This is a genomic window from Lentimicrobiaceae bacterium (genome assembly GCA_028697555.1).
Taxonomy (GTDB): Bacteria; Bacteroidota; Bacteroidia; order Bacteroidales; family UBA4417; genus UBA4417.
The window spans coordinates 24,576-48,402 of record JAQVEX010000001.1 but is presented as its reverse complement, the minus strand read 5'-3'; the positions used below and the strand labels follow the sequence as shown (position 1 = coordinate 48,402).

14 protein-coding genes are annotated in these 23,827 nt (G+C 38.1%); 6 read left to right on the top strand and 8 right to left on the bottom strand.

The window, feature by feature from the left end; genetic code table 11:
* Together buk and PHP31_00175 are read left to right on the top strand one after the other, a co-directional pair.
* Positions 1 to 1,077 (top strand): butyrate kinase, encoded by a 1,077-nt coding sequence (buk, locus tag PHP31_00180; GenBank protein ID MDD3737700.1) that lies wholly within the window; start codon positions 1 to 3, stop codon positions 1,075 to 1,077.
* A gap of 94 nt (positions 1,078 to 1,171) precedes the next feature.
* Complete coding sequence (locus tag PHP31_00175) at positions 1,172 to 2,359, top strand: M20 family metallopeptidase (protein ID MDD3737699.1); 1,188 nt, start codon at positions 1,172 to 1,174, stop codon at positions 2,357 to 2,359.
* A gap of 662 nt (positions 2,360 to 3,021) precedes the next feature.
* Here the strand turns inward: PHP31_00175 and trmB are convergent.
* Genes trmB through proS form a run of 4 tightly spaced genes read right to left on the bottom strand, consistent with a single transcriptional unit; the run spans position 3,022 to position 7,058 of the window.
* Positions 3,022 to 3,693, bottom strand: coding sequence for a tRNA (guanosine(46)-N7)-methyltransferase TrmB (trmB, locus tag PHP31_00170; GenBank protein MDD3737698.1), 672 nt, complete (start codon positions 3,691 to 3,693; stop codon positions 3,022 to 3,024).
* Positions 3,694 to 3,710: 17 nt separating this feature from the next.
* The gene (locus PHP31_00165) at positions 3,711 to 4,757 is read right to left on the bottom strand and encodes a hypothetical protein (GenBank protein ID MDD3737697.1); all 1,047 of its coding nucleotides are present in this window, start codon (positions 4,755 to 4,757) and stop codon (positions 3,711 to 3,713) included.
* 48 nt (positions 4,758 to 4,805) lie between these two features.
* Complete coding sequence (kdsB, locus tag PHP31_00160) at positions 4,806 to 5,558, bottom strand: 3-deoxy-manno-octulosonate cytidylyltransferase (GenBank protein ID MDD3737696.1); 753 nt, start codon at positions 5,556 to 5,558, stop codon at positions 4,806 to 4,808.
* Between the two features lie 24 nt (positions 5,559 to 5,582).
* Positions 5,583 to 7,058: a proline--tRNA ligase gene (proS, locus tag PHP31_00155; GenBank protein MDD3737695.1), complete on the bottom strand. Its 1,476-nt coding sequence runs from the start codon at positions 7,056 to 7,058 to the stop codon at positions 5,583 to 5,585.
* Between the two features lie 152 nt (positions 7,059 to 7,210).
* Here proS and PHP31_00150 point away from each other — a divergent pair, with 152 nt between their 5' ends.
* Both PHP31_00150 and PHP31_00145 read left to right on the top strand, forming a co-directional pair.
* Positions 7,211 to 8,722 carry a hypothetical protein gene (locus PHP31_00150; GenBank protein MDD3737694.1) on the top strand — a complete coding sequence of 504 codons (1,512 nt, stop codon included), beginning with the start codon at positions 7,211 to 7,213 and terminating at the stop codon, positions 8,720 to 8,722.
* A 55-nt stretch (positions 8,723 to 8,777) separates the two neighbouring features.
* Entirely contained in the window at positions 8,778 to 10,196 is a 1,419-nt protein-coding gene (locus tag PHP31_00145) for a hypothetical protein (GenBank protein MDD3737693.1), read from the top strand.
* A 115-nt stretch (positions 10,197 to 10,311) separates the two neighbouring features.
* Here PHP31_00145 and PHP31_00140 read toward each other — a convergent pair whose 3' ends face one another.
* The 4 genes from PHP31_00140 to PHP31_00125 are packed head-to-tail and all read right to left on the bottom strand — an operon-like array spanning position 10,312 to position 20,541.
* Positions 10,312 to 12,909: a peptide-N-glycosidase F-related protein gene (locus PHP31_00140; protein MDD3737692.1), complete on the bottom strand. Its 2,598-nt coding sequence runs from the start codon at positions 12,907 to 12,909 to the stop codon at positions 10,312 to 10,314.
* Between the two features lie 25 nt (positions 12,910 to 12,934).
* The gene (locus tag PHP31_00135) at positions 12,935 to 15,496 is read right to left on the bottom strand and encodes a peptide-N-glycosidase F-related protein (GenBank protein ID MDD3737691.1); all 2,562 of its coding nucleotides are present in this window, start codon (positions 15,494 to 15,496) and stop codon (positions 12,935 to 12,937) included.
* Positions 15,497 to 15,555: 59 nt separating this feature from the next.
* Entirely contained in the window at positions 15,556 to 17,217 is a 1,662-nt protein-coding gene (locus PHP31_00130) for a SusD/RagB family nutrient-binding outer membrane lipoprotein (GenBank protein MDD3737690.1), read from the bottom strand.
* Positions 17,218 to 17,235: 18 nt separating this feature from the next.
* Entirely contained in the window at positions 17,236 to 20,541 is a 3,306-nt protein-coding gene (locus PHP31_00125) for a SusC/RagA family TonB-linked outer membrane protein (protein ID MDD3737689.1), read from the bottom strand.
* A gap of 377 nt (positions 20,542 to 20,918) precedes the next feature.
* Here PHP31_00125 and PHP31_00120 point away from each other — a divergent pair, with 377 nt between their 5' ends.
* On the top strand, positions 20,919 to 22,457 hold the full coding sequence (locus PHP31_00120; GenBank protein ID MDD3737688.1) for a T9SS type A sorting domain-containing protein: 1,539 nt from the start codon (positions 20,919 to 20,921) through the stop codon (positions 22,455 to 22,457).
* 16 nt (positions 22,458 to 22,473) lie between these two features.
* A complete protein-coding gene (locus tag PHP31_00115; protein MDD3737687.1) occupies positions 22,474 to 23,616 on the top strand; it encodes a BPL-N domain-containing protein in 1,143 nt (380 codons plus the stop codon).
* Positions 23,617 to 23,827: the final 211 nt, after the last annotated feature.

Sequence of the window (23,827 nt, the reverse complement as noted above, 5' to 3'; positions counted from 1 at the left end):
ATGACTGATTTTAATATTTTAGCCATCAATCCGGGCTCTACATCAACAAAAATTGCATGTTTTGTTAATGAAAAATGCTACTTCGAGACGAATATTAAACATTCCGCCGAAGAATTGTCTGTATTTAAAAGCATAACCGACCAATTCCATTTTCGCAAGGAAATTATTATTAAGGTTCTTTTAGAAAACAAAATAGACCTAAACTCTTTCGACCTCATTATGGGAAGAGGAGGACTTGTTAAGCCAATTCCTTCGGGCGTTTATGAGGTAAATGATGCTTTGATAAATGATTTGAAATACAATACCACTAAGGAACATGCTAGCAATTTGGGCGGACTTATTGCAGCCGATATTGCTGAATCGTTGCCTAAGGCAAAAGCATACATTACCGACCCCGTTGTTGTCGATGAGCTTCAAGATGTAGCGAGATATTCGGGACATCCTGCTTTTAAAAGAACTTCTATTTTTCACGCACTAAATCATAAAGCAATAGCCAGACAATACGCTAAATCGATAGATAAGAAATACGAAGACCTTAATTTGATTGTAATTCACATGGGAGGCGGCGTTAGTGTTGGTGCTCACTGCAAGGGAAAAGTTATTGATGTTAACCAAACTCTTGACGGAGAAGGGCCTTTTTCGCCCGAAAGGAGCGGAACTTTGCCAAGTGGAGACTTAGTCAGGTTATGTTATAGCGGTAAATACACCGAAAGCGAAGTCCTTAAAATGGTTGTCGGCAAAGGCGGTATGGTAGCATATTTAGGCACAAATAGTGTTATAGATATTGCCAAAAGAGCCGAAGATGGCGACGAAGAAGCCAAAAATGTAATTTTAGCTTTCGCCTACCAAATTGCAAAATATATTGGTATGATGGCTTCGGTACTGTATTTCGATGTCGATGCAATATTGTTTACAGGCGGCATAGCTCACAACAAGCAGATAATCCAGCTTATTAAAGAAAGAGTTGAAAAAATTGCACCGATTTTTGTGTATCCGGGCGAAGACGAAATGAACGCATTGGCTAACAACGGTTTGCTTGTACTCAGAAATGAAATAAAACCTATTGTTTACTCGTAACCGAAGGTTTATTGCTTGGCTGATTATTCGCTCAAATTTGTCGGAACCGACACTTTGTTGATTGAAAAATAATTTTGTTTTAAAAATAATTCAAATGCAAAGCTTAATTGATGAAATAAAAAGCCTTTCTGAAAAAATAGAAACTGAACTTATAGGTTACAGAAGACATCTTCATAAACACCCTGAGCTTTCTAAGCAAGAAGAAAAAACTGCCGATTTTATTAGCTCTGTTTTGTCTAAATGGAAGATAAAGCATAGTTGTAATATTGGCGGTTATGGTATAGTGGGCGAAATTAAAGGTGTTAATCCCGAAAGCAAAACCGTTGCACTTAGAGCCGACATGGATGCACTACCCATAAGCGAAAAAAACAATGTTGATTACGCTTCTATTAACCCTGGTGTTATGCACGCATGCGGACATGACGTTCACATGACTTGCTTGCTTGGTGCGATATTTATTCTCAATAATTTTAAAGATAAATTTAATGGAACCGTACGATTTATTTTTCAACCTTCGGAAGAAACTTTTCCGGGTGGAGCAAAAGCTATGATTGAAGAAGGCGTACTCACAAATCCAACTCCGCAATTTATTATCGGCGAACACGTTTTACCCGAATTGGAAGTAGGAAAGGTTGGTTTTGTTAGCGGAAAAGCTATGGCTAGCACCGATGAAATTTATCTGACAATAAAAGGTAAAGGCGGACACGGAGCTTTACCCAACCTAAGTACCGATACGGTTTTGACGGCTTCGCATATAGTAGTTGCGCTGCAGCAAGTAGTTAGCAGATGTGCTCCTCCAACTATTCCTACAGTATTAAGTTTTGGTAGATTTATCGCCGAAGGCAGGACTAACGTTCTACCCGATATTGTTAAAATTGACGGAACAATACGCACTTTCGACGAAAAATGGCGTGCCGAAGCTCACGAAAAAATTACTCATATTGCAAAAAATATTGCCAATGCTATGGGCGCCGAGTGTGAAGTCTTTATCGATAAAGGTTACCCTTATTTATTAAACGACAAGGCTTTAACTCAAAACATGAAAAAAGCTGCTATCAGCTACTTTGGAAAAAACAATGTTGTTGACATTGAGCCAAGAATGACAGCCGAAGATTTTGCCTACTACTCACACGTTGTACCTGCTTGTTTTTACCGTTTAGGTGTAAAAAATCCAGATTGGAAAGAAATAAGGAATATACACACCCCTATTTTTGATATCGACGAAAGAGCTATAGCAAATGGTGCCGGATTTATGGCGTACGCGATTATGCAAAGTTTGTAAATTGGCTGTTAGCTGTTGGCTATTTGCTTTTAGCCGTTAGCCTTTAGCAGAATAAAATTAGAAATTAGAAGTCAGAAGGTAGAAGTATTGAGTTACGAGTTACAAGTTACGAGTCGGGAGTTACGGTACTCTCCCGAAACTTCGGGGCTCATTGCTCATTGTTAATTGATAACCCGACCACGCACCACACACCACGTAACAGCCAACAGCCAAAGGCTAAAAGCCAAGAGCTATTTTAATCCCTTTGCTGCCGCACGATTGCATCGTGTGGCAAGTCCGCAATCATTAAACTTTTACAGTTTCTATTTGGTTCCTTTCATTTTCTTTGCTTGTCCAAAGAAAACGAAACAAAAGAAAAGACACTTTTTACAAGGAATTTTTTATTGCCTTTAGACAATAAAAACCGTATAAAAGAAACTAAATTTCTTACAGGGATTCAGAAATTTTTAACGTTTCTTTTATACATATTCTGAGTAAAAAGGATTTTTAATAAGTAAAATTTTAGCCAACAGCTACCCCGCAACACTATTTACTCTCCATTTTCGGCATTTCGATACACCGATATTTCGCTTCGCTCAATATCGCACTCAATGACCGAAAATGTCACAACACGCAACCCGAACCACGTACCAACCAAAAAGCCAAAGGCTAAAAGCCAAGAGCTATTTTAACTTAAATTTTAGATACTTTATAGTTAAACCCTTATCTAACCATATACTTTCGTAATGAGTTTTTATATTCAAAATTTCGTTATCGTTCAAGCTATTTTGAGCATATAAATCTTCCGTTACGTACAAGATTTCGTGGTTGTATTTTTCGATAACACTAAGCGTGTAATCAAAAAAAGCGGTATCATCGGTTTTAAGATTGATAACTGCATCTGATTTCAGAATTTGTGCATATCTTTTCAAAAATTCAGGCGAGGTAAATCGTTTTGCTTCCTTAGATTTTTTGGGTTGAGGCTCAGGAAAAGTAATCCATATTTCGTCAACTTCGTTTTGGGCAAACGCAAGATTAACGTCTTCGGCTAAAATTCGTAAAAAAGCAACATTTGTAATGTTTTGGTCGATTGTATATTTAGCACCTGTCCACATTCTGGCTCCCTTTTTATCAATACCTATGAAGTTTTTGTTCGGAAATTTTTGAGATAACTCAACAACATATTCGCCTCTACCACAACCTACCTCAATGATAAGCGGAACATCATTTTTAAAGAAAATCTTATTCCATCTTCCTCTCAATTCAAAGCCATCTAATAATTCCTGACGTGTAGGCTGAAAAAAATGGTAAAACTCTGAGGTTTCTTTAAACTTCTTTAATTTATTACGTGCCAATTTGCTGTTTTATAACTTTACTTCTTATATATCCATGCTTGCTCGTGTCCCGATGATTTGACTTCATTGAGCATTTTTGTCGCTTCGTTTATATTGTCAAATTTACACAGACTAACAAGTATAAGACCGCTTGGAGTTGTTCCGATTATACCGGCTGTATTGTAACCGTCTAATTTTGAAATTTTGCAAAAATTTTCGGCATTACTACTTTTAGAAAATGCTCCGCCAATAATGTAATAACCTGCTTGGGACGCAGACTCATCTACTACCTCATCGCTAATAGTATTTTTTACCTCTGCCTCTTTTTTGCTTTCAGTTTGCAAAGAAACAAATTCGCTAAAACTCATATAATCAGCTGGCGACTTAGGCTCGTAGGTTTCTATTTTAGAAATACTGTTGTCCTTTTCGGCAATATTAAAGTTTTTCTCTTCAATAGTTTTTCCAGGCGTGCTAACCACCCACGAAAACAAACCCGTCTGATTATTTAAAAACTTATTTATGGGTTTGTTATTAATACCCGCTGCTATTCCCAATCCGACAAAAGGAAGAAGCACAGCAGCCCATTTTAATGTTTCAAGAGCTACATTGTTTGGCTTAAAGGTTACGGTTTTTGCCACAACAGGTTCAGAAACAGTTTCAACGGGTACATGTCTGACGGGATAAAGTTTCAAGTTAGGTAATCCAAAACTGTTAATATTGTAATTTGCTTGCATATTAGGAACAAACTCAATATTTCCCTGGCTTCCGTATTTCAAATATCCTAAGCCGTCTAATATAATTGCTTGCTTTTTTTGCAATTTCCCTACATTAGTAATAACCCAATTATCAACCAATTGCTTCGATTCGGAATACGCACAATTATTAATTATCGAAATATAGTGATAAAGCAAGCCGTCGTTATTTTTTATCGCATCGTTGAACATTAATCGACTATTGGGTGGTATTATTTCGGAACGCTGTGTATTAATACTTGATGAGGTATTTGACCTAACAAAGCCCCCAAAACCTGGTATTACAACACATTCGTTATGATATAATAAATCGGTTATTGCTTTTGTTATCATAATAGGCATAGTTTAATACATTAAACAGACCGCTAAATTAAATAAAATCTAATAATTAGGCAACTTTTTGTTAATAAGTTTTTTTAAATCTTCGGGTGTATCTATACAATACGATTCGTACTCGGTTTTTGCGACCTTAATTTTGTATCCGAAGTATAGCCACCTCAGTTGCTCAAGGCTTTCAAGTTTTTCCGTATCGCAGGGAGATAACTTATCGATTTCTTTTAAAGTTGAATACCTGTAAGCGTATATTCCAACATGTTTGTAGTATGTGTTGTTTTCTACATCTATGTTCTTGCTATTGTCGAATGGAATGATGCTTCTACTGAAATACATGGCATTGTTTTCGTGGTCAACTACAACTTTTGCTTCTCCAACACTTTTGAGCTCATCTATAGTATCAATTTTTTTCACCAAAGTTGCTATTTCAACTTTATCATCTTCAAACAATTTTATTAAATCGTCTATTTGCTGAGGGTTAATAAAAGGTTCGTCGCCTTGCAGGTTTACAATTATCGCATCGTTTTTATCTAATAATAACGATGCAGCTTCGGTAACTCTTGAAGTGCCGCTACCATGCTCCGGCGATGTATAAATTGCCTTGCCTCCAAAGCTTTCTACATGGTTAAAGATTTGTTCATTATCGGTTGCAACCCACACTTGCGAGGCTAATTTACTCTGAATAGCCTGCTCATAAACCCTGTTTATCATGGTTTTACCATTAATATCTGCCAAAGGCTTGCCCGGAAAGCGTGTTGAATGGTAGCGAGCTGGAATGATAACAATTGCAGTAACTGACATTTTAAGTAGAAGCTTTTATCTAATTTAATAAGACCTTGCAAAAACAACTCTTTGTTCGGAAGGCTTACCTGTTAAAATACATTTTCCAGGTTCTTTCTTTCCTTCAATTGGAATTAAACGTATTGTTGCTTTTGTCTTGTCTTTAATAATTTGTTCGGTTTCGGAAGTTCCGTCCCAATGTGCATATACAAAACCTCCTTTATTTTCTATAATATCGACAAATTCGTCCCAAGAATCGGCTTTTCTCGTATTTTCTTCTCTAAAATCTAAGGCTTTTATATATAGATTTTTTTGAATTTGCTCCAACAAATTTTTAATAACAACGTCAATACCAGCCATTTGGTACGATTTTTTTTCTAATGTATCTCTACGAGCAACCTCAACAGTTTTGTTTTCAATATCTCTGGGACCAACTGCTATGCGCACCGGAACTCCTTGAAACTCATATTCGTTAAACTTCCACCCGGGTTTTTGTGTTGTTCTGTTGTCGTACTTAACTCTGATATCTAATTTCTTTAAATCGGCAATAATAGGTTCAACCGTTTCATTGATAAGTTGCAATTGCTCATCTGATTTATATATTGGAACAATAACAACCTGAACAGGTGCTAATTTTGGAGGCAGAACAAGTCCGTGGTCATCAGAATGGCTCATAACAAGTGCTCCCATCAATCTGGTTGAAACTCCCCACGAAGTAGCCCAAACGTATTCAAGAGTGTTTTCGCTATTTAAAAACTGTACATTGAATGCTTTTGCAAAGTTTTGTCCTAAAAAGTGTGAAGTGCCGGCTTGCAAGGCTTTACCGTCTTGCATAAGGGCTTCTATACAATACGTTTCAACAGCACCAGCAAATCTTTCATTAGGCGATTTTATACCTTTAAGTACGGGCATAGCCATCCAATTTTCAGCAAAATCGGCATATACGTTTATCATCTTTTCCGTTTCTTCAATAGCTTCTTGCTCGGTTGCGTGAGCTGTATGACCTTCTTGCCACAAAAACTCGGCAGTACGCAAAAACAAGCGTGTTCGCATCTCCCATCTAACAACATTAGCCCACTGATTTATAAGTAAAGGCAAATCGCGATACGATTGTATCCAATTGCGATACGTATCCCATATTATAGTTTCTGAAGTCGGTCTAATGATAAGTTCCTCTTCTAATTTTGCATCAGGGTCAACTTCAACACCTGAGCCATCAGACGAATTTCTTAATCTGTAGTGTGTAACAACAGCACACTCCTTAGCAAAACCCTCAACATGGTCAGCCTCGCGGCTAAAAAATGATTTGGGAATAAATAAAGGAAAATATGCATTCTCGTGTCCTGTTTCTTTAAACATATCATCTAAAGCCCTCTGCATACGCTCCCATATGGAATAGCCGTAGGGTTTTATTACCATACAACCTCTAACAGCCGAATTTTCAGCCAAGTTAGCCTTAATAACTAAGTCGTTGTACCATTGTGAATAATTTTCTTCTCGCGTTACAAAATTTTTTGCCATAAAATTGTGGTATAATTATTGTAAGTAAATATATACTAATATGAGACTGCAAAATTATAAAATATTATTCAGTTGTCAACATGAGTTTTATTATTTTGCCTATTAGTTTTGTTCAATAATATACGTAACAATCAGATTAATACCTAATTGCCATGAAAAATATAGTAACATTAGTTTTTGTAGTGTTAGTCTTTGTTTTAACTTCGTGTACTACAACACAAAACTTTTACAACTACGACGACGCATACATTACACCCAGCAGAGCCCAAAAAGAGCGTGAACTATATGCTCAAAAACAAATTGAACTTGCTAAAAAAAGAGCTGAATTAGAAAAAGAGCGTAGAGAATACATAGAAAAACTACGCGAGGAGCGTCTAGCAAAAGAACAAGAGAAAAAATCAGAAGAGTATTATGCCGAAGATTACGAAAATTATCAAGATGAAGATGATGAATACACCTATGATGATAGTGAAGCCTATTACGATGATGAAGGCTACTACTCCGACGATTACTACGACTACGCATATACTGCACGTATAAGACGTTTCCACAATCCTTGCTATTATGGTGGTTATTATTCCGACTACTATACTAACAGATACTGGTACGACTACGACCCATACTATTACGGCGTTAGTATATATATGGGTTACAATTGGTGGTATCCTTCGTATTCATATTACTATAGCTACTATCCGTGGTACAGAAGCTACTGGTATAGACCTTATTATTCATGGTATTGGAGCCCATATAGCTACTGGAGCCCATATAGCTACTGGGGATATGGAAGTTACTACTCAGGATATTGGCATGGATTTTATGATGGTTATTGGTACGGTTCGGGATACGATTACTTTAACAACAATTACTACAATAGCTTAGATAAAAACTCATACTACTACGGTCCAAGAAACTCGGTAGCCTCAGGCTCAACTTTGCCTCGTAATAGCGAATATAGTACTTTTGGCGAACGCTACGAAGCCAGAAACACTTCGGCTAGAACTTCTACCTCAGTTAGCTCACCAAGAGGCGATAACACTAATGTTAATCCAACAGTAAGACGAGATGAAGCTACGAATGCCGGAAGAACCAACACCAATGTCAGTCGCTCTCGTACCGATGTTAGACCTCCTGCTGATAACACTTCAGGTTCAGGACGTACCTCAACACCGGCTGTTAGAAACGCAGAACGTAATAGACCTGATGCTAATGTTAGAAGCAACACGGGAAGCGGAAGAACCGACACCAACGTTGAGCGTGGTAATACAGTAAACCCCGACAGAAACACTTCAACACAGCGTTACACAGCACCAAGGCACAATCAGCCCAGAAGTCGTCAGGAATACACTGCTCCACGTTATAGAAACAATAGTGAAACAACTTCTCCAAGCCGCAGAGATTCATATACTCCAACTCAAAGGAATAGCCAACCGAGTAATTTAAACAGAAGCAATAATCAGAGAGGTAGTACTAACACTTATACTCCTTCCAGAAAATCTAGTTCGACTTACAGTTCGCCTTCAAGAAGTAGTTCTTCAAGAAGCTATTCAACAAGTCCTTCAAGAAGTAGCTCAAGCTCGTACTCGAGTGGTTCTTCAAGCAGTAGGTCTTCAGGCTCGTCAAGCAGTAGCTCAAGAAGTTCATCAGGCGCAGGAAGACACTAATTTTATAAAAGTAACTAATAGTAAAATAAAAACTAAACCCCAAAAATAAATTATCATGAGATTTTTAAAAATTAACTTATTAATGATTTTTCTGGTAATAAGCGGATTATTATCAGCACAAAATGAAATGGATGCCTTAAGGTATTCGCGTTTTAACTATAGTGGTTCAGCTCGCTTTGTATCTATGGGAGGAGCTTTCGGCGCTGTTGGCGCAGATTATTCGGCTACTGTCCAAAACCCCGCAGGTATGGGGCTGTACCGCCAAGGAGAATTTTTGATTTCACCCTTTCTAAACTTTTCATCAACTAAATCAAATTTCCTAAACGAAAGCCATTCGGACAATAGAAGTACTATGTATTTAGGCAATGCATCTTTTGTATATGTTGTTGACGAAAACAAACCCGTTTCTGTACAACTTGGAATCGGAGTTAATAGTACAAACACTTTTAGTAATCGTGTTCTTTTTAGAGGTTATAACGACCAGAATTCGATACTTACCTCCTACAGAGATAAACTAAACTCAGGTATTAGCGATCCCTTTGGAAACGAATTGGCTGTAAGCACAGAACTAATTTATGAAGACACTGCTACCAACATGTATGTAATTGACATGGCTCAAGGACAAGGTATTACGCAAACCAAAACCATAAAAAGAACGGGTGGAGTAAGCGAAACTAATTTTAGTGCAAGTGTAAATATTCACAACTACGTGTTTTTGGGATTTTCGTTGGGCTTGACAAATATTACATACACCGAAAATGGTTTTTTGACTGAAACCGACGATACTGATAATATAAGATACTTCAAAGCTATGAGTTTAAGGGAGAAATTAAATACTGACGGCTCGGGAATTAATGCTAAGTTAGGTGTAATAGTACAACCTACCAACTTTATGCGTATAGGTGCAGCCATACACACTCCTACCGCGTACTATGATATAACCGACGAATGGAACAGCACTGTTACTTCAGAATTTGACAACGGTTTTAAATCCAAAAAAGATTCGCCGAAAGGTAAATTCGATTACAGAATTAACACTCCGTTAAGAGCTATTGGAAGTATGGCTTTTATAATTGGTCAACATGCTATTATTTCAGGCGACTACGAATATACTGATTACTCAAAAGCTAACTTACGTTCGGATACTTACGCTTTTATTGATGAGAATAGCAAAATAGAAAGAGTATTTAAACCCTCTCATAACTTCCGATTTGGAGCTGAATACCGTTTTATGATATTTGCCTTAAGAGGTGGATTCGCTTATTATGGCTCACCATACGCCGATAATGACAAATTGGGAGCAATGAAAGCATATTCGGTAGGATTTGGTGTTAGAGAAAGAAATTACTTCGTAGATATAGCTTATCAACTACAAAAAAGCAAAGAAGATTTTTATATGTACGATATTGCTCCTGTTGCAAATCAGAATATATCCTCCAACTCAATTTACTTAACATTCGGACTTAGATTCTAACTTGTTGAAGTCCAGAAAAGCAACAATAAGGTTTGCTATAAATCAATTAGCTTTTAGCTATTAGCTGTTAGCTGTTAGCTTTCTTAGCCAATGGCTAAAAGCCAAAAGCTAAAGGCTAGTTAACAACAAGTTTCTTCGATGCCGATCTCTGTCCTACAATATTTACAATGTAAATACCTTTTGGAAGGTCTGAAATATCTATAATTTTTGAACCTACGAATTGGAAGGTTTTTACAGTTTGACCTAAGAAATTGATAATATTGGCTGAAAAAACTTTGTCTATATTATCTGCAGTAATTAAAACTTTTTGATTTGCAGGGTTAGGATATAGGTTGAAAGAAATTAAGTTATCAATAACCTTATAATCGTTATTTCCTACGTATAAGCTACTATTATTGCTATATGTAACAATTTTAGCAGAAACGTCCAATATTGGATTGTCGGGTGCGGCACAGTTTGGACATCCATTTGTTCCGTCAACACAATCGGGGTGATTTGGATGGCAAAGGTCGACGTAATCAGGGTCAAAAATGTATTCCATATCTATTGAGCCGTTGCTAATAAATTGAGTTAAATCCCAATTCCAAATCATAGCAATAGAACCAGGACACCAGCCTGCACGAGGAAATGTCCATGTTCCGTTTTGAGGTTGACAACCTGCCGGATTAGGTGTACAAGTCCCACTTTGGGGCCACAAATGCTGTACAAACTCTTTTATTCCGTCTATATTAATATGGTGTGTAGCTTCGTAAAATTCGGCAGCATTACCGGTATTAACCGAATAATTTGGTGCAGTATTGCTACTCCAATTGTGTCCGGTAGTGCTTACTATGAGTGATGATTTTTTTGCATTAGGATTGAAAGTCCATTGAATTGGTGGCACAGGTTGAAGGTTGATATAATCGCCGAAATCAAACCTGCCATTCCATATCTCAACAACATCAGAATATTTGTATTCAGGAGTTCCTTTAATAAATTCAAAATTCAAAACCGGCAAATATCCACCACTGTTCCATGTTACGACTTCAAAAGTAAATTCAACCAACCCTTGAAGCACGGAAGAGTAATCAGTAAGCTCGACTGCATCGCTACATGGCACTCCGAAAGGTGTGATGTACTTAAACAATTCTACATAATCACCGTGTATATTTTTAGCTTTAACTCTTCCAACTCTATCGTATGTGTCGCAACCGCCGGGTGCACAATTCATATCCAAAAATGCATTAATTTCGTTGTAACCTCCTATAAACGTTGGGAATACAAATTCGCCAGTAACTGTATGGTTGGTTGGTGAAATATGGAAACTTCCATCAAAAGTTAATACTTCATAGTTGTTTGTTTGCGAAACTACTTCAAAGCTTGCTTGTGTAACGTAAGTATTGTCGCCCGACATTGTAGTTGACAAGTTAGCTATGTGTGTTCCGTACGTCGGTTGTTCCCAAAGCGCTGTAAAATAGTTATTGCCGGCATTTTTACATTTTACTATCTGTCCGTTAATATTAAATTCCATATTTTCGACAAGAATCACATCGGGGTGTTCAATATCGACCGAAACAACCATAAGTAGTGGGTCGAGTGTTTCGGCATATACCTTGGTTCCATCGTATGGTCTTCTGATTTTTATCTCGGGCACAAAAGCCGAAGGGTCAACAACTTCAAACTGTTGAATAACATCGGGAGCAGCTAACCACGTACTATTTCCTCCTTGTGAAGCTTTAATTCTAACAATTCCCGGGTCTCCGGTCAAAGTAACAAGGTCGCCATCGATGGTAGCAGGTCCGCTAACAATTTCATAAGATATTGGCAATCCTGATGTACATGTGGCTGATACCGTAAAAGGTTCTGCCGATATTAGTTTATCGGGGATTGTTGGGAAGTTAATAAATTGAGTTTGCAATCCTGCCGGAATTTGAGTAACTGTAAAGTTGTCGAAACCTCCATGGCTACTGCTTAAGAAGAATACCGCATCCCAAACATTCGGGTCAAATCTATCGCCCGAACCGGGTGTTAGACCTGCATCTATGCCCTGAATTTCAGGTATGGGCTGAAATTCTCCTGTAATTCCATTATCAAGGAACAAAGCAACACTTCCGGAACCGTTGTTAGCTTCTAAATCTATAAAGATTCTGAAACGCATCCATGATTCTCTGTCCGGAAGTTTAAACTCGACAGGCATCGTATTGTTGGGCAAAACAATACCGCAGTGAAATCTGGGATCGTTATCATCCTTGTGAGCTGTAAGAACCAAATATATACCTCCATCTTGTGTGGGAAGGTTTGGGTTGGGATAAACCGCCTCGTATATCATTGGTGGCAGTAGCGTTCCATTTTGGTCGGCATCGTAGCCCAAGCCGAATGCATATCCCCAATAGTTACAGTTACTCAAATCCAATTCCAATTGGATGATTCCGCCTTGCGAAAAGTCGAAATTAAAATTTGAAGTAGATTTTCTTGTCGCAACTTCTCCATAATTGGTATTGGCATGTTTGAAAAACACACCCAAAGATTGGTCTGGAGTAACGACACCCTGAGGTCCAATATAATCTACTTCGTTGACACCGCCACCGGCACTATGTTTAACCGAAACCCAATTATCCTGACCGTTTAAAGGTCCAACGTTAAGATCGTTAAATGTGTACGTGGTTGTAGTCTGAGAAAACACTACACTCGATATTAAAGTTAATATCAATATTAAAAAGGTTATTTTTTTCATATCACTTAATTATTAAAATGTGGTTTTACATAATTATTAATTTTTTACTTATCATTGTATCGCCTATAATATACACAATGTAGGTTCCTTTTTGATACTTCGAAACGTCAAGAATCTTAGAATTATTGAAAACAAATCTATCAACTTCTTTACCGTTCATATCCAATATATGTACACTAAGTTTTCCTTTGTTGTAATTTGATGATAGAAGTACGGAATTGGAAGCCGGATTTGGCGAAATATCAACTTTGAAAGAAGGTTTAAACGGAATAAATGGTTCATTGATATTTGTAAAAATACTACTATTGTTGCTGTACGAAAGTACTTTTCCGGCAACCTGAATAATTGGATTATCAGGAGCATCGCATTTGGTACAGGTTTGACCGTCGATACAGTCGGGATGATTTGGGTGACATAAGTCCAAATAATCCGGATCGAACTGATAGTTGATATTAATTGAATTTTTGCTCAATTGGTCGGTCAAATCATAATCCCAAACCATAGCTATTGATCCCGGACACCAACCTGCGCGAGGAAACGTCCATGTTCCGTTTTGAGGTTGACAACCTGCCGGATTTGGTGAACAACTACCTGACTGGGGCCATAAATGTTGAGTGAATTTTATAGCTCCATCAATAAGAATGTTGTGAGTTGCTTCGTAAAATTCGGCTGCATTGCCTGTATTATAAGTGTAATTTGGAGCGGTATTACTACTCCAGTTATGACCTGTAGAGGTTAGTTTAAGTTTAGCTTTTTGAGCTTCCGGCGAGAATTTAAAGTCAACCGGATGTATGGGTGATTGGTTGGCATAATCGCCAAAGGGATACGTTTCATTCCATACTTCGGTAATATCAATATATTTATATTCCGGATTACCTTTCTCGAAAGTAAATGTTAGATTTGGATTGTATCCTGAGCCATTCCAAGTAATGAAGTAAAACTCAAGTTCAACCAAGCCCTGTAATAGAGATGTGTAGTCGCTAACGTCGAGGTTATCTTCGCACTGAACTCCGAAAGGAGAAATATATCTGAAAAGCTCCATCCATTCGCCACGATAATTTCTGATATTAACACCACCAACTCTATCGTAGGTATCGCAATTGCCGTTGACGCAATTATGGTCGTAAAATGCGGTTATTTTATTAAATGCTCCAACGTGTGAAGGAATAACATATTCGCCTTTTGCCGATGTAACGCCCGGAGAACAAATTAAATCACCACAAATTGTCAGGACATCCATGGTTTGGTAATTGTTGGTTACTTCAAAACTACTTACGGCAGATGTAACCTTTCCTCCCGTTGTGGTAACATCGACGTTAAGCGTATAATTGCCAAAGTCAGAAGGTGTCCAAAGCACCGAGAAATATCCATTTGTCGGGTCATCGGGGTGGTAAGTAAAAGCTTCTAAATCTTGTCCATCGACGTTGCACATAACTTTTTCAATTTTAAGTGCATCGCTGTGTTCTATATAAGCGCTAACGACAATCATTGTCGGGTTAAGTTCGGGCATATAAACTTTTGTGTCGTTGTAAGGTCTTCTAATTTTAACTTCGGGCGTATAAGCCATAGGGTCGATGACATCAAAAGTTTTATACACGTCGGGAGCCGGTAACCAAGTAGCATCGCCGCCTTGCATGGCTTTAATATTAACGGTTCCAACTTCTCCTGTAAGAGTGAGTATATTACCGTTTATTGTTGCGGGTCCGCTAATCAATTCGAAAGTAACAGGTAAACCCGATGTTGCAGTAGCCTGAAGAGTGATTGGAGGATTGGTAATCAGTTGCTTAGGAATTTCGTCCATACTGATGTATTGCACGTTTCCTTGAGGCATTTGTCTGACCAACAAGTTGTCGAAACCTCCCGTTCCACCTTGGCAGTGGAAAAATAAGCCGTCCCATACTCCATAATCGAATTTATCACCTGAGCCGGGAGTTAATCCCATATTAACTTCGGTAACTTCTGATAGCTGTAGCCATTGACCTTCGCACCCGGGCTTAACAAATACAGTTACAGAACCTTGTCCGTTATAGGCATTAAAATCGAAGGACATTTTGTAACGAGCCCAACCGCTTTGTGTAAAAGACGGAATAGGAATAGAAGTGCCGTCGGGTAGCACTAAATTTGGGTGGTAATTGTTACCGCTACCTGCATTTCTGATAAAAATTCCACCGTCTTCATCGGTCATTCCGACCAAAATGTGTCCGTCCCCGTTTCCGTCGTAGCCAACACCAAAGTACGCTCCCCACCACACATCGGTCATATCCATTTCCAAATCCATAATACCACCGTCTTGGAAGTTGAAATTGAAGTTAGGTGTAGCTTTTCTGGTTGCAGTGCGACCAATACCTGGTCCGCCATAAGGATAGAATATCCCTATTGTTTCGTCGGGAGTTGTAAGGTCTCCGCATACATAATCGACATCAAAATCGGGAGATGTTGACGCCGTTTGGTAATGCGTAACCCAGCTGTCTTGTCCGTTCAAACATTTAGTACCCGTTTGCAGACTATTAAAGTCGTACAAGTACTCAACCTGTGCGGAAAGACTTATAAACATTAAGCTGAAAATAAGTGTAAGTAATTTTCTCATGATATTTGTTTTTAGGTTAATATATTGTTTAATCATTTTAATTGACAAAATGGGTTGTTTTACTTAGTCATCCACCACACTTTGGTAGAACGAGTATCGCCATTAGACATGTTGTTTAATTGCTGTAGATAATTTTCTTTATTGTATTCTACTTCGCTAGGCGGATACGGCAAACGATACGATTTAAGTTTAGCATGGTTTGTAGTTGTAGGCGTTTGGAATGTTCGTCTGGCAAGACACCAAGCCTCCCAAGGCTGACGGAACAAGTTTATCCAGCGTTGTTCAATAATGTATTCCAAGTATTTTTCTTGAGGAATTACCCATCCGTTGATCTCGTAGTAATGGTTCATTACATACGAAGCCATATTTTGAGCTTTAGCATCTATTCCAAGCTGCTGCTGTTCGGCGTATGCATCCCAGGTTTCAGTCCAAATCGGGCTATTATCAGGCATTTGGTTCCAGAAGTAAAAAGACTTTTTGATGCCGGAAGTAAGCATCATATCAATTTCCATAGCGGAGCCTGGTACTATATTTCGGGCAAGGATTTCAGCTTTAATAAAAGCTAAATCGGCAGCTGTAAAAAGTATTTCGGGAATGTAATTTTCATCTCTTATCAGATAGTAATTAATAGGCGAAAAATTACATTGAGGTTTGAACCAAAAGTTCGATGACCTTGAACCTGAGTATGGTGCTCCTGTTGCGTTTGGAGTGTTTTCATCTTTTATTTGAGGGAAAGGAACCCACTTACCTTTAGGATTTTCGGCAGAATAATTGTCGGTGTCGAAAAATATGTACGCTCTGTAATCGAAAATGCCATTCGGGAGCGTAGAAGTAGAGTCGTACATTCGCGACCAAGCTGTTTCGCCCATTCTTAAATTTCTGTGTTCGTAAAACGACCAATGCGCGCTGGTATTGGTAATATTTAATTTTTGGGGCCACATACATATGTCGGCAAATGCAGCAATCTCGGGCTTACTGAAGGCTTTTACCAATAAAGGCTTTGCGAAGTCAGGGTCTTTGTCGTACATACGAAGTCCATGACGTAGTATCAGAGCATTTGCAAACACTTCCCACGACGACCAATTATTGCCGAATAAATTGTCGTGAGTAGCCGGAATTGTGTAATAATTGTGGTTTAAAGCGGTTTTGGTAGGAGCATCTCCAAAAAAGTCTCTAGCCCAAACAAGTTCTGTTAAAAGAGATCTATAAATAGATTCTTGCGAATCGAATTTTGGCTGTCGATAGTTAGGATTATCGGTTTGCAACCAAATTTTTCCTGCTTCCGAATAAGGAATATCTCCGAAGATATCAGTAACTTTAAAAGTTTTATACGCTTTTAAGACTATAACCTGAGCTTTGACGTAGTCAGCAATTTCCTGGTCGGCACTATCGTTGCATAGCTTGTCTAATCGGGCTGATAAGTCATTTATGTTTGCCAATCCCGCATAGTAATTTCTCCAAATTTCTTCTGTTCCTATAGAGTAATTACCCCAAGCTTCTGCCGATAAGGCTGCAAGTTCCGTTTCGGGATAAAATATTTCGTTGCTTAAATAAAATTGTTCGTTCCAACCTAAAAGTAATGACGACACAGCGCCGTTAAACAACGATGGAATATCGGTTCCGGTAGGAGTTGTAGGGTTTTTATTCATTTCTTCAAACCCTTTTGTACAAGATGCTAACAGTAATGTTGCGCAAGCTATATATGTGATAAACTTTTTCATGTTGTGTAATATTTTTGGTTAGAAACTGGCTTTAATTGAGAAAATAAATGAACGAGTGCCCGGATAGGAAGCATACTCCAATCCTTGAGCATTACCCGTACCGATAGTACCTTCGGGGTTAATATTATCGGGCAGGGTTTTATAAAAGTAAAATAAATCGCGACCTACAATAGAAAGTTGCAAGTCTTGAAATACATTCTGTTTTTTAATAAACTTATACGGTACTTTGTAAACAATTGATAGTTCTCGCATTTTCACCCATGTGTTTTCTATAATTCCTGGTTTTGTCAGATAATTGCCCCAACCTCCCATGTTAGGCAAATATTTATAATAGTAGTGTACAACTTTGTCGTTTATAGTACCATCTTTATGAGCTCCTTCTAAAATGATTCCGTAATTACCTATAAAGTTTCCATCTTCATCGTAGTAGGGCAATCCGTTTCCATCTCTTTCGTGCAGGGTTTCAGGGCTCTGACCTGTTTGCATTGCGATAACGTAAGAACCGCAATAAATATCGCCTCCTATTTTGGTATCTATAAGTCCGGAAATTGTGAAATTATTCCAACCTAAAGCGAAATTCAAACCTCCGGTAATAAACGGAGCCGAGTTTCCGACGGCAACTCTGGAGTCTGTCTTTAAATATTCGGTGCCTTTGTCGTTAAGGAGTGGTAGGGCTTTACCATTTGCATCGTAGAATGGTCCAATAGTTTCGCCATTATCATCTACGTACGAATATACGTAATCCCAACCGTAGATAGTACCGTAATAATCGCCTTCGGTAACTGCAATAGCAGGTCCGTTGTTGCCCCATAGCGAAGTAAGTATATAAATATTTGCACCTCCCAAATCATCGATTTTGTTGCGGTTTCGTGCAAAGTTAATTCCTGATTTGAGCCATAAGTCGGCACGTTCTATGATTTTATAATTCAAAACACCTTCCAAACCTCTGTTTGTAACGACTCCCGAGTTGGTTCTAACACTTGCCGCACCCGACGAGTTTGTTAGCGGTGAATCAAAAATTTGATCCCAAGCGTATATATAGTAGTAAGTAAAATCGAAATCTAACTTATTAATAAGTTCGATGTTTGTTCCTACCTCCCACGATTTTTGACGTTGAGGTTTAAGTGCCAACGGTGGAACTAACCAAGGTAATGACGCAGACGATGCTCCTGCAAAATTGCCGGTAGAATAAGTGAAATCTAACTTGTAAGGTTCGTCATCGCTTGCCGTCATAGCAAATGCACCTCTTAATTTGAAAAACGTAACAGGATACCAATTGATTTCTTCAAATGCTTCGGTAGGTATAAAACTCAATGTTACCGAAGGGTAAAAATAGCTATTGTTGTTGGAAGGCAAGGTAGAAGACCAGTCGTTTCTGCCTGTTACATCAAGGAATAAAAAGTCGTCGTAACCTAAGTTGAAAAACATATAGGTTGAATTAACTTGTTTTTCGTATCTCCATTCGCCAGGCACCTGATGTGTATGTGTGTAATTGTAGAATGTGTACAAATTTGGATATACCCACGTTCCCGACCTTCCATTAATGTTGTAGTTGTTTACGTACAACATCTCAGCTCCTGCAGATAGGCTGGCGTTTATTTTTAGTCCGAACAGATTGTTTTTATAAGCTGTTATCAAGAAATCGGAATTCATTGTGTAATTTCTGGTCAAGCCGTTTGAGTACGCGCCACCGGTGATACCATCAGGCATAGTTGGTTTGTTTCGGGTTTCCATTTCATCAAGACTGAAGTCAACACCAATTTTACCAGTAGCTTTTAGCCAATCGTTGATATCATAAGATAAACGTATGGAGCCGAAAACCTTTTTCCTGTTAAGCGTTGTGTTATTATTGTAGAAACTCCAAAATGTTGAACTGTACATGTACGGGAAATACGTAGAATATGCGTAATTGCCCCAATCGAACATAGAGCCGTCGGGATTTTCATATTTTTCATATTCCAAGCCTTTCCAGCTACGGGGCCAACCATATAGTAAGCCTTTTGAAAAGTTGCTGTACGATTCACCTATTTCGGGGCTATTTAGTCTTGAGTAATCCAAATAAGTAAACGAAATATCGGATTTTATTTTTTTCGATACATTTAATGATGTTCCGACATTTACAGTTGTTTGACGCAAATTAGTGTTATCGATAATAGCGTCGGATCTTTGGTCGGTAAGTGAAACCCTAACCGAGCCAAACTCGCCTGCGTTTGAAATAGATATGTTATTTGTGAGAGAACCCCCATTTTTAAATAATCTGCTGATATTATCGGGCTGTGGCGAGTATTTTCGCATAACTCCGTCCCACCACAAAATTTCCGTTCCGTCCATTTCGGGTCCCCACGAAACGGAGCTGCCATAATAACCAAATGTAGTGTTTGTGGGTTCACCTTCGGGTCCGTCGTCGGTGTTGTATATTCCGGGATAAATATAAACTCCGTCGTTATTTTTTTGTAATACGGGCTTGTTGAATGATGCAGGACAGCCAGCTCCGTACTTGTTTTGCACCTCTCTGTATAAATATGGAGTCGTTATTCTGTAGCTCATTGAATAATTAACACCCAAGCCGCTTTGCTTTTTCCCTTTTTTGGTCGTAATCAGAACAACTCCGTTACCACCTCTTGAGCCGTACAAAGCAGCAGCAGCTGGACCTTTAAGTATGTTAATGTCTTCAATATCCTCCTGGTTGATATTGTTTAGGGCTGTTCCCCAGTCTCTACCTCCTTCCCAACTGCTGATGCCTCCTTCGTTAGACATTGGGACTCCGTCAACAACAATTAGGGGCTGGTTGTTGCCCGTAATACTATTGTTACCTCTGATTAGGATTCGGGAAGAACTGCCATCGACACCGGTAGGGTTGACAATTTGAATACCTGCAGAACGACCGCTAAGTGCACTAATTACGTTGTCGCTCCCCGACTGGGCAATTAAATCTCCGTCAATTTCATCGGTAGAATAACCTAATTCTCTTTTTTGACGCTTAATACCCAAGGCTGTAACAACAACCTCGCCTAAAACCTTTGAATCGACAGCTAAAACAATATCAATAGTGTTCCTTCCTTTCACAGGGACTTCAAGGGTTTCAAATCCAATATAACTAAACACCAATGTCCCTTTTGAATCAACCTGTATGTTGTATTTACCATCTATATCCGATATGGTACCTACTCCGGGTTGCCCTTTAATTTGGATAGTAACGCCAGGCAAAGTTAAGTCATCATCGCCTGATATAACCGTACCTGAAACGCTAATAATTTGGCTTAATGCTACTTGCGAAAATAATAAACTTATCGCTATCAGTAGTGGGGTAATTATTCTTTTCATTAATTAATAATTTTTGGTTATGCATTGAGTTTATATTCTACTTTCCTTAACAATATAAATGTTTACCAAACCCATATCCCAACTACTTACGCCAACATTGTTAGAATTGTCATATATCAATAATACATCTGACAAATAATTCAATGTTTAACATAATTTTAACATTTATTAAACGCAAAGGTAAAAAATTTTACAAACGAAACTTACAAATTTTAATACTATTTTTTTTATATGTTTTTTTTTACGATTCGACTTCGCACAAAAGTTGTTTCAACAGTCGATTAAATACGGATTTCCGAAAAAATATTTTTTAAATACTTTTACTTACTTTTTAATTTTTTATTGAATATGTTTTACTTTTGCTAAAAAATTTTACTATGAGAACACTAATACTAACTTTAACTTTTATTATTTCATCCGTAGTTGTTTCTGGGCAAAATGCCGGAGCAATTGATGTTAGCTACGGCGATTTTGGCAACGGTTTTGCCATTACCCAAATTTCACCCAATCATTATAGCCAAACAAGCGGTATTGCAATACAACAGGACGGCAAATGCGTTCTTGTAGGTCATACCAATTCTGCCGGAGCCTATAAAGATATGGTACTTGTAAGGTATGATACTGATGGTTCTTTGGATTTAAGTTTCGGAAATAACGGTATTGTTATTGTCGGGGAATCAGATGTTTCAGAATATGGAAATGCCATTCAAATTCAGTCTGACGGGAAAATTGTAGTAGCAGGACATAACTATTCGCTTTACGGACCTACAGACGAACGCGTATGGAGATTTAACGAAGACGGAAGTCCTGACCTTACATTTGGAAACGCAGGAAGTGTTACAACCGACATAGGCAATATGGACAATATTGCTGAAGCCTGTGTTATCCAGCCCGACGGCAAGATAGTAACCGGCGGCTATGCAGGAGACAGATTTGTAGTTGTTAGATATAACAGCAACGGAACTGTAGATTATACATTTGGCACAAACGGATTTGCAATTCTTGGAATGGAGTACTATATGAGCTTTGTCAAAGCAATTGACCTTCAAAATGATGGAAAAATTGTTGTTGCCGGAATGAGCTTTGACGGAAATAATCCCATTTTTACGATTGCTCGTTTTACCGAAAACGGCGAATTGGATGTTACCTTTGGAGAACTTGGAGTTTCTAAAATTAAAGTAGGTTATGGAAACGATTATTCAACTAAATTAAAAGTTTTAAAAAACGGCAAAATTTTGGTTGGCGGTCACACGTGGATTACAAATGACCCGTTTTTGAAATACGATGTAGCATTGGTTCAACTTGATGAAAACGGAAATCCTGACATCTCTTTTGGAAACAATGGAATTGTTAAAACCAACATTGTTAATGGCGAAAATTATTGTAAAGGATTTACTATACAGCCCGACGGTAAAATTATTGTTGTAGGAGAATATGTAGATTATAAAACATACAATATTTTTGCTGTAAGATACCTTGAAGACGGCACTGTTGATAATTCTTTCGGTAATAACGGAATTGCAATTTATGATGTGGTTGGACAAGAAGACCAAGCAAGTGGTGTTGTACTACAACAAGACGGAAAAATAGTTATGTCGGGCTCAACATCGCCGGATATGGATAATATACATTTCTTTGCTCTCAGACTACATAATGATGTGAACATCGGTACAAACCTTGATTTTATTGATAATGTAAAAATATATCCTAATCCTGCATCCGACAATATTTACATTAATACAGATAAAATAACTGTTATAGGAAATGTGCAAATTGTTGATTTAGACGGAAAAATACTTTACGATAGACCGTATTCGAACAATTGCATCAACGTAAGTTTTCTACCAAAAGGAACGTATATTTTAAGTGTTGCAACAAATAACGGCGTTAAGTATTCTAAATTTTTGAAACAATAAAGCAAAACTCATTTTTATGAAAAAAACATCAGTATTATTAATTTTACTCCTTTCTATTTTATGCATTGCATCGTGCAATCGTACTATTAACACAGAAAACGACAATAAAATTAAAGTCGGTGTTTTTAAAGGTCACGGCGGAGCCGAAGTTTGCCAATGGGAAGCCTATGCTGCTGTGCAAATCGATAACGAAATGATTGTTAGATATATTACTTCGGCAGATATTGCAAACGGAGTTCTCGATTCGTTAGACGCTATAATAATACCCGGCGGTGGTGGTAGCAGACAGTATCTGAATTTGGGACACAATAATATTGAGAGAATAAAGGAATTTGTTACCGAAGGAGGCGGAGCCGTTGGTATTTGCGCCGGAGCGTATCTATTTTCCAATACTCCCGACTATTCTTGCATAAGTATCAATGGTGCAATGGCTATTGATATTGAACACGACAACAGAGGGCACGGTGTAGCCAAATTTTCATTAAGTCCCGCAGGAAAACAAATATTTCCTGAAATTGCCAACGATTCAATGTCTTATGTGATGTACTACGAAGGTCCTGTTTTTGTCGAAGCTCCCGATGATACCATCAAATACGAGGTATTGGCAATAATGGAAAGTGATGTACACGAAGAAGGCAACGCACCTGCAAATATGACAAACGATAAACCGTTTTTTATATCAAATAGCTACGGTAAAGGTTTGGTATTTAGCTGCATAGCACATCCAGAAGCAACTCCGGGAATGCAGTGGATGATTCCCCGTATGGTAAGGTTTGTTGTTGGAAAACCTCTTGTCTCGTACCCTGCCGAAACTGTTAATCCATACGTTTTCAATAAGGAGATTTTATTTACAATAGAAATGCTTAAAAAGGAGCAATCCTTTTATTCGACACTGCTAAAAGGTACACCCTCACAAAAAACGGATGCTTTGCAATGGCTTAAAGAAAACAACTCGTGGAGTGCCAAACGATGGGTGCAAGGTCTTGTGTACGACAGTTCTGCTGATGTAAGAGTTTGTGCTGCCAAATATATTTCGGATATGGGCTACCTAACTTACCTGCCCGACTTAATTTCCGCTCATAAAACAGAAAAGGATACTGACGCTAAAAATGAGATAGGTAAAGCGATTGAAGAATTGAAGTTGAAGTTTAATCAATAGCTGGTGGTGGGTGGTGGCAATGAGCAATGAGCAATGAGCAATGAACAATTAGCCTTTGGCTTTTGGCTGTTAGCCGTTGGCTAATCATATCCAAGAGCCAAGAGCTAATGGCTAAAAGCTAACAGCCAACTATAAAACAGATTACAATAATTTATCAAGGTTAATCTTCCCATGATTAACAAAACCCTATATTTGTAAAAATTTTATTTTT

What these genes read in the sequence shown, in the direction of transcription:
- PHP31_00150 (MDD3737694.1), top strand. Translation starts at nt 7,211, where the DNA reads ATGAAAAATATAGTAACATTAGTTTTTGTAGTGTTAGTCTTTGTTTTA.
- buk (MDD3737700.1), top strand. Translation starts at nt 1, where the DNA reads ATGACTGATTTTAATATTTTAGCCATCAATCCGGGCTCTACATCAACA.
- PHP31_00135 (MDD3737691.1), bottom strand. Translation starts at nt 15,496, where the DNA reads ATGAGAAAATTACTTACACTTATTTTCAGCTTAATGTTTATAAGTCTT.
- proS (MDD3737695.1), bottom strand. Translation starts at nt 7,058, where the DNA reads ATGGCAAAAAATTTTGTAACGCGAGAAGAAAATTATTCACAATGGTAC.
- PHP31_00140 (MDD3737692.1), bottom strand. Translation starts at nt 12,909, where the DNA reads ATGAAAAAAATAACCTTTTTAATATTGATATTAACTTTAATATCGAGT.
- PHP31_00145 (MDD3737693.1), top strand. Translation starts at nt 8,778, where the DNA reads ATGAGATTTTTAAAAATTAACTTATTAATGATTTTTCTGGTAATAAGC.
- PHP31_00165 (MDD3737697.1), bottom strand. Translation starts at nt 4,757, where the DNA reads ATGATAACAAAAGCAATAACCGATTTATTATATCATAACGAATGTGTT.
- PHP31_00175 (MDD3737699.1), top strand. Translation starts at nt 1,172, where the DNA reads ATGCAAAGCTTAATTGATGAAATAAAAAGCCTTTCTGAAAAAATAGAA.
- PHP31_00130 (MDD3737690.1), bottom strand. Translation starts at nt 17,217, where the DNA reads ATGAAAAAGTTTATCACATATATAGCTTGCGCAACATTACTGTTAGCA.
- kdsB (MDD3737696.1), bottom strand. Translation starts at nt 5,558, where the DNA reads ATGTCAGTTACTGCAATTGTTATCATTCCAGCTCGCTACCATTCAACA.
- PHP31_00120 (MDD3737688.1), top strand. Translation starts at nt 20,919, where the DNA reads ATGAGAACACTAATACTAACTTTAACTTTTATTATTTCATCCGTAGTT.
- PHP31_00115 (MDD3737687.1), top strand. Translation starts at nt 22,474, where the DNA reads ATGAAAAAAACATCAGTATTATTAATTTTACTCCTTTCTATTTTATGC.
- PHP31_00125 (MDD3737689.1), bottom strand. Translation starts at nt 20,541, where the DNA reads ATGAAAAGAATAATTACCCCACTACTGATAGCGATAAGTTTATTATTT.